We start from the raw sequence: 6,370 nt of genomic DNA on the forward strand, positions 1-6,370 counted from the left end.
TTCCATCAGTATTATGATGATATTTTCATCGTTACGCCTGCGGGATCGAGCGAAGCCGTGATATATATTGTGTTCTCAGCAGAACCATTCTCCCTCACAGAATGAAAACCACGGAGCCCAACCAGCGGCTACAGACAATGCGGTTTAAGCTCTCCATAAATTCGATAGCACAGGGTCCGCATGCCTAACCCAGAACGTTCGGTAAAATGAAAAAGCTCATACCACTTTTGCTTATTCTGCCCGTTATTTGCTCAGCAAGTGCCGAGTATAAACCAATTCCACCGAGTGAAGAAGTCGCACTCGTGCACTTGCCTGTATTTCGAAAATACGTTCCGAACCCAAACAAGAACTGGTTTGCTGGAAGCATCATCGAAATAAAAGGCGACAGGTTCTACTATAGATACTTCACAGACGTAGCCAACGATGATCGCCCTGAAGTAAAAGAAGGACTGAATGGCTCAGTGCGCTATTTTTCAAGCTACATAGAGCTCACATATCCAGACGGAACGAAAAGCTATCATGTTTTGAGCATGCTAGACGGACGACATGTTCTATGGGATTGGGCAGCATTTGAGCAGTGGAAGCGAAGCGGCTATATAAAAGAGCTCGGAATTTTATTCGAAGACAAAACGGCGCCGAACCAAGCGCCACAGACAACGACCCACACTGTCACGGATCGTGCTCCGAGCAGCACGCTCCGCGCCAGCGCGAGTCGTGTCTGATCTGAAGCGTTCGGCAAAGAATACACAAAAGATGACATTCCTGCTTCTTATCGCCCTCATAGTTGGAACGCTGCTTTACAGATCCGAAATGGGATGGAGAAAGATTGGTATTTATTGGGCCATATTTTTTGGCGCATTATTGCTCGTCCTCATCGTCCCGTCATACGTCGTCCTCTTGATTCATATTGTAGTAGTTGCCTGCTACTTCGCGCATGCAAAATTATCTGCCATTCCGATGTAGCCTGAACCCACGCGAATGAATTCCACAGGTTATAAAACTCAAACCACAGCGCCGAACCAGGCACTACAGACAATTTCGAGGACTGTCCCAGTCGCGGCTGAGCCGCTTTGTGGGCCAGAGCTCGAAATGTCTGACTTTTAACGTTCGGCAAAATCATGAAACGCATTATCATCGCCATTATATTGTCCGCGTCGACGCTATGCGCCGCGACTGAAGTGCGTGTTTACCCAGTCTCGAAGAGCGCCGTGGACTTTATTCGTTACGCATATCCCGAAGGTGAAATTGCAGCGCAAGAGGAGATGCGGAAGTCACCGGGCTCATTTGTGGACTTCACTCCATCCAGTCAGATTTTTTTCGCACGATACGGGATTCGATTGGGATCTGAAGAGTCGTCGCTTGCTTATGACGGTCACGCCTTGCTCATTCGAGAGACGAAAGAGAATCACGAGAAGATTAGTCTTATTATTCGAGTGATCGAAGACATGGTTCGTTCCTCCGAAAATCAGAAGAAGATCACAGCAACGGCAGTAAAATGAAAAAACGGGGCATTCTACTATCTTTAGCCATCCTGATACTCGTAATCATTGGATGCTCGCCGGACAAAAAAAGCCTCCTTTATCAGCAAAAACATGAGCCCTCAGGTTTTCGATTTGAGGTTTATTCGGCCCCAAGTTCTAGCATCATGCCAGGAAGTAGTTACGGAGGCCCAGGCAAAGTATATGTTTACGACAGAGAAGAAAACACCATATTCAAGCGCAGCATCAGCAGCACCGCAGTGGAGATCGCAATCGACGAGAATGAGATATTTATTCCCGGAGAAGGCGTATTTAAGTTTAAGAAGAATTGAAAACCACGGAACCCAACCAGTCGTTACAGACCATGACGATGACTGACCGATAACGTTCGAAAAATCATGAAGCCCGCCACTCCTCAATTCGATGATGAAGAAATAAGTATTTCGCTTACTTCCGAAGAATTCGACCATCGGGTCCGCACGTTACTATCCTCTGCTGAGACCACGCAAATAAGCCCGATGTGCACTCGAATTATTTATTGGCGCGGCGAAATCCCTAGATCGGATTCCCTACGGACAGCAATATTGTGGTGGATTGCCTCGATTGTAGCCATCGGGGTTCTCTTTTATGGAATTTATTCATTAATCCGCGATTTCCTGCTGACGTGATTCAGAAATGACAAAAAACAAAACTACGCCGAACCAGTCGTTACAGACATGACCACAGCTGTCACGTGTCGTGCTGCGGTCATGTCCGATCTAAAGCATTGGACAATATAATGAACACTGTTACTTTAAACTTAGTTGTTTTGCGTGTGCCTGACATCGAACAAGCCGCCGCATTTTATTCAGGTTTTGGACTGTCGTTCACGAAGCACGCTCACGGAAAAGGTCCGGAGCACTATGCCGCTGAGTTAGGTTCGTCGGTATTCGAGCTTTACCCACAGGTTTCGGAAGAGGCTTCGACCAAAAACGTTCGCTTAGGTTTTCAGGTTAGCGATGCCGCTGCAGTTCTTCGCGTGCTGGAAGAAAAAGGCGCGAAGATTATCTCACCACTGAAAGACTCCGAATGGGGATTAAGAGCGGTATTGGATGATCCTTACGGTCACCGCGTGGAGCTTAGCCAACCGAAAAAATGAAAACCACGGAACTCACCAGATACCAGAGACAATGCCGTTTTTCCCCGTCACGTCTCATCTTTAACGTTGGGCAAAACCATGAAACGACTTATAATCATTGCATTGATCGCACTTAGCTTCACCGGTTCCCAGGCAGAAATCACCCGATCCGTAAATGCAGTCGGGAATACCCTGTGGTTTCGCAATGGCGCGGTAAAATTGATTCGATATAAGGAAAGTCGCTCCGACTTAACTACCTACTTAGTCTCTCATAAGGATCTTAAAGATAGTAAGCCTACATACACTGTGCCCGTAATTCGTGGCGAAATTGGCGAGATTAACCCATGGTCAGGAGCTGAAGGCTGTGCGTATCTACTGCACGATTTGGATAAAAATGGGGCTAAAGAAGTATTTGAAATCGTAAACGATAAAACCAAAGAGACTCTTGACGGTTACATGCTCATAAAGGGGGCATTGGAGCCCATTCCCGACTTCACGATCATTAAGAAACCGGGAAGTATTACTAAAATAGACTACCAAGCTCTCGCAGCCTACATAACAGAAGAAAATAAAACGGAGCCTAACCAGCCATAATCGCGTCGGATCTCAAACGTTCGGCAATAAAATGAAAAAAATCGGCACGTGGGCGGCTTCATTCATACCAGCCTTAGTTTTGGCACTCCTTGGTGCATATTGGGCGCTTTCATTTCTCTGGCAAACGCATGATCGTTCTATGGATCTCGGTCTTATTATTTATCCGCTGATCGCCAGCCCGATTTTCATCATCGCTCATTCAGCTGCATACGTGACGTTAAAAGGAGGAACGAAAAAGATGTGGATTCCTATAATTTCAGCAGCTTTGATTGCCCCCTTACTTTACTCGGTTAGCGTCTTTCTAATCGCTAAATCACAAGGCTATACCTGATAAAATCACGGAGCCGAACCAGTCGTCAGATTTACCAAACAACCTCCAGTCCGTGTTTTTGAAATAAACCAAGCCATCGCTGGAGGTCTACGAGTGAGGCGAGAAAGGGCATTGGCCCGGCGTTGCCCTCGGTGACATGGGCCGTTGGCCCGCCTCTAGCTCGGCCGCCTTGGTCGAGCCCCCTTTCTCGCTCACGCTGACCCAGCTTATTTCAAAAACACGGCCTAGCCAAAGGGGAAGGTTTCGGTATTCGTCATTCCCCACTCTCTCCATGCAATCCTCCCGTTTCCCGCTTTTCGTCTGGCTTGGCGCGCTGCCGTTTTTCGTCGCACACATCTGGCTGACCGCCGGCAACCTGCCGCCCAAGGTCGCCACACACTTCAATGCCGCCGGACAAGCCGATGGATGGATGTCCCGCGACGCCCACATCCTTAGTTTCATCGGTCTCGGCCTCGGCATGTCGGCCTTCATCATCGGCCTGTGCTACGGCATCCGTTGGTTTCCCAAAGCCCGCCTGAGCATCCCGAACCAGGCTTACTGGCAGAAACCCGTCAACCGCCCCGCCGCCCTGAACCATATTTTCTATCAGGCATTCTGGCTCGGCACGCTGGTTCTGGCCTTCCTCGCAACGGTCAACCACTTCATCGTCGCCGCCAACCAAGCCGACGCCGCTCCGCTGGCCGCACGTGTCCTCCAAGTCGCCACCGTCGGCTTCATCAGCGGTATCATTATCTGGATTTTCCTCCTCATCCGCTTCTTCCAGAAACCCAAGCGCGACTGAGTCCTGCCAAGCAAGCCCATTCCCTTCGCAACTGAAGCCCCGACGACTCCGTCGGGGCTTTTTAGTGCCCACGCTGAGTTACCTTCCGCGCAACCAGATGCAGCTTGCTTGCCCCCGTTGAAACTGCCCCGCTCATCACAATCAAGCGGCCCTTTATCGCCGTCCGCTTCCAGCTCATCGCTCTCAGTTCCAAGTTTCCAACTCCTAGCTCATAGCTCCAAGCTCCCAGCTCCTCTTACTCATGTCTGAATTCACCCAGCCGACACCTGAAGCCGCCTCCCAATCCAACCGCGCCGCCATCGCCAAAGCCACGCCCGGAGTCATCGGCTCCGCCCGGTGGTTTTGGTGGATTGCCGGCCTGTCCATCGTCAACACCGTGCTCATCCACAGCGGGTCCGACACCTCCTTCATCGTGGGGCTTGGCTTCACCTTGGTAGCTGACGCCGTGTTCCGCGAGATCATGGCCATCGCGCTCATCCTGGACGTGATGGCCATCGGCGTATTCATCGCCCTCGGTTTTTTTGCGCAGAAAGGCCACCTCTGGGCCTTCATCACCGGCGGCATCCTCTACCTCTTTGACGGCCTGATCTATGTCTATTTCCAAGACTGGCTCCCGGTCGCCTTTCACGCCTACGTGCTCTACTCGCTCTTCAGCGGATTCAAGACCCTGAAAACCGCCCTGAACGAAAACACCCCGCCCCCGCTCACTGCGTAAGGAGCCAGAGCGCAGTAAGGCTTTCACCGGCACGCGCAAACACCGCGTAAAGCCTTACCTTCGCCAACCGCTCAAAAACACCCAGTGATGATCAAAACCTTAGCGAGTTCTGGCCCTACCCCGACTCCTCCTAAACCAGCCAGTCAGTTTCCGCGCAAAGCCCGATTGAGTCTGTGTGAATAACACTGTTCGGCAAAACATACCAATTCGAAGGTGAAGAAACAGCGCAAGAAACAGGCGAGCGAAGCCCCAGAAAAAAAGACACCATGGTCCACCCAGTTTTTTATAGGAGCTGCGATAGCTACTGGTTGGATTACGCTTCAAATATTCACAGGGGAATCGTTATCCAAATACAACTCGCGAGAGATCAATCGATCGGAACATGTATTCTGGTATATCTTCCCATTCCTATTTTGTCTCATTGGTTTTGCCTTCCACATTCATGAAAGAGGAAAGAAATAAGACGCCGAACCAGACGCCACAGACAACGACCCGCACTGTCACGGATCGTGCTCCGAGCAGCACGCTCCGCGCCAGCGCGAGCCGTGTCTGACCTTGAGCGTTCGGCAAAGAAACATGGAAATTCGATCACAATTACCGAGTTCGGATATCAAATCGATTGTCGAAGCCGTTGAGGCAAAGACCGATGAGCCCATCATATATGTCGAAGACGGTGAGTTCGGTCCGGAGGTTCGCACGGGCAGATTATACGGACATATCTGGATTGTGCGGCTCGCGCCGTCCGGCTGGCGAGTGCTACATGGTCACCAGTGGGCGACGTGATTAGCCGCATGAAACTCTCCATCTTACTAAATCAAACCACAGCGCCGAACCAGTCGTTACAGACAACGCTCGGGAGCTGCCCGTTTTTTGTGCGTCCCCACTACGCTCGATCCCTTTTGGTCATTCGCCCGAGCGCGTCTGATCTGTAACGTTAGCCAAAAAACATGCCCGAGCAAGACATAGGCCTGATGGTTGAATCCTCTATCGACGTCAGTCGATCAGAAGAAATGTCTATGGTCGTCTATTGGCATCCAGAACATTGTATCGACGAACTTCCCTATCGAAAAATCGTGCGCTGGATGATTGATACTTGGCGGCCGCACTTGGAAGTGAGACTTATTTCTGAGCCCAAAGAAGAGCCTTTCGAAGACTTCGTAGTGCATCATTTCAGTGCTGGAGACAGGCGATTCGGCATCTATTGGGAGAATTCACTTGGTTACATTTCGCTTCAAAGTGCAGATGAGTCTCTGATCCGAAAGTTGGCTGCTATTCTCAAAGATATGCGTCCAGTTATATGAAAACGGCTAACCAGTCGTTACAGACAATGACCACAGCTGTCACGCGTCGTGCT

The 6,370-nt window shown here is 50.2% G+C and carries 9 protein-coding genes; all 9 read left to right on the top strand.

Annotation, left to right across the window (positions count from 1 at the left end):
• The first annotated feature begins 206 nt into the window (after window positions 1–206).
• The 9 genes from VK958_RS09590 (at window position 207) to VK958_RS09630 (ending at window position 6,317) form a co-directional block, all read left to right on the top strand.
• Entirely contained in the window at window positions 207–722 is a 516-nt protein-coding gene (locus tag VK958_RS09590) for a hypothetical protein (RefSeq protein WP_325240966.1), read from the top strand.
• A 396-nt stretch (window positions 723–1,118) separates the two neighbouring features.
• Window positions 1,119–1,499, top strand: a complete 381-nt coding sequence (locus VK958_RS09595; protein WP_325240967.1) for a hypothetical protein — start codon at window positions 1,119–1,121, stop codon at window positions 1,497–1,499.
• The gene (locus tag VK958_RS09600; RefSeq protein WP_325240968.1) at window positions 1,496–1,810 is read left to right on the top strand and encodes a hypothetical protein; all 315 of its coding nucleotides are present in this window, start codon (window positions 1,496–1,498) and stop codon (window positions 1,808–1,810) included. The genes VK958_RS09595 and VK958_RS09600 overlap by 4 nt, the downstream gene beginning before the upstream one ends.
• A gap of 446 nt (window positions 1,811–2,256) precedes the next feature.
• Entirely contained in the window at window positions 2,257–2,616 is a 360-nt protein-coding gene (locus VK958_RS09605; protein ID WP_325240969.1) for a VOC family protein, read from the top strand.
• Between the two features lie 78 nt (window positions 2,617–2,694).
• Window positions 2,695–3,189, top strand: a complete 495-nt coding sequence (locus VK958_RS09610) for a hypothetical protein (RefSeq protein WP_325240970.1) — start codon at window positions 2,695–2,697, stop codon at window positions 3,187–3,189.
• Window positions 3,190–3,220: 31 nt separating this feature from the next.
• Window positions 3,221–3,520, top strand: a complete 300-nt coding sequence (locus VK958_RS09615) for a hypothetical protein (protein ID WP_325240971.1) — start codon at window positions 3,221–3,223, stop codon at window positions 3,518–3,520.
• A 271-nt stretch (window positions 3,521–3,791) separates the two neighbouring features.
• Window positions 3,792–4,301 carry a DUF1648 domain-containing protein gene (locus VK958_RS09620; protein ID WP_325240972.1) on the top strand — a complete coding sequence of 170 codons (510 nt, stop codon included), beginning with the start codon at window positions 3,792–3,794 and terminating at the stop codon, window positions 4,299–4,301.
• 241 nt (window positions 4,302–4,542) lie between these two features.
• Window positions 4,543–5,016, top strand: coding sequence for a hypothetical protein (locus VK958_RS09625; protein ID WP_325240973.1), 474 nt, complete (start codon window positions 4,543–4,545; stop codon window positions 5,014–5,016).
• A 947-nt stretch (window positions 5,017–5,963) separates the two neighbouring features.
• Window positions 5,964–6,317 carry a hypothetical protein gene (locus VK958_RS09630; RefSeq protein ID WP_325240974.1) on the top strand — a complete coding sequence of 118 codons (354 nt, stop codon included), beginning with the start codon at window positions 5,964–5,966 and terminating at the stop codon, window positions 6,315–6,317.
• Window positions 6,318–6,370: the final 53 nt, after the last annotated feature.

Origin of the sequence: Methylophilus sp. (genome assembly GCF_035460085.1) — a bacterium.
GTDB lineage: Bacteria > Pseudomonadota > Gammaproteobacteria > Burkholderiales > Methylophilaceae > Methylophilus.